This window comes from Streptomyces durhamensis (genome assembly GCF_000725475.1).
In the GTDB taxonomy this organism is placed as follows: Bacteria; Actinomycetota; Actinomycetes; order Streptomycetales; family Streptomycetaceae; genus Streptomyces; species Streptomyces filipinensis.
This window is the reverse complement of record NZ_JNXR01000086.1, coordinates 1-821: the sequence shown is the minus strand read 5'-3', so window position 1 is coordinate 821 and position 821 is coordinate 1. Positions and strand designations below refer to the sequence as shown.

1 protein-coding gene is annotated in these 821 nt (G+C 64.7%); it reads right to left on the bottom strand.

What is annotated here, in order from left to right; translation table 11 throughout:
• Positions 1-821: GGDEF domain-containing protein (locus IO33_RS0141870; RefSeq protein WP_157858086.1), on the bottom strand; the 821-nt coding region annotated here is incomplete at both ends.

Genomic DNA, 821 nt, shown 5'->3' with positions numbered 1-821 from the left:
CGTGGAAAGTATTGCGGCACGTACCCGTTGAAGGGTTGTGCTGGTGGGGTGGTGAGGTAGTGGGTGCGTGCGCCGCCGGTGGTTTTGGCTCGGTACATGGCGTGGTCGGCGCGCCGCAGGATGTGGTCGGTGGTGCGGGTGTCGCGGGGTGGGACCAGGACGACGCCGATGCTGGCCCGGATGTGCAGGTTGTGTCCGGCGATGGGAATCGATCGGGCGAGTGCGGTATGGAGTGTGTTGGTGATGTGGGGGAGTGCGTTTATGTCGTCGAGTTGTATGGCCACGAATTCGTCGCCGCCGAGGCGTCCGAGGGTCGCGGTGGCCGGTAGGGCTTGGCGTAGTCGATGTGCGCTGGTGCGCAAGACGAGATCTCCGACGCTATGGCCGAAGGTGTCGTTGGTGGTTTTGAGGTCGTCGAGGTCGATGAACATGACCGCGAGTGGGTCGCGACGATGTCGGGCGCGTAGGTAGTAGTCGAGGGTGGCGATGGTGTGTGCCCGGTTGGGCAGGCCGGTCAACTGGTCGTGGGTGGCCTGGTAGCTCAGTTCGTTGGCGGTTGTGAGGTGTTCGGTGACATCGGTCAGGGAGATCACGAACGGGGAACTGTCGGATCCCGGGGTCAGTGGGGTGCAGGTGACGGCCATCCACACTCGTTGCCCGTTGGCGCGGTCGGCGCCGATGATGTCGTGGGTGGCTGTCCCGGTCTGCAGCGCTCGGGTCAGGGGCCGACGCCAGCGTGGGAGTTGTTCTCCGTCCACGTCGTACAGGGGATAGCGCTGAGACAGCGCGGGGTCCGTCAGGTTGATTGTGGTGGTCAGGTG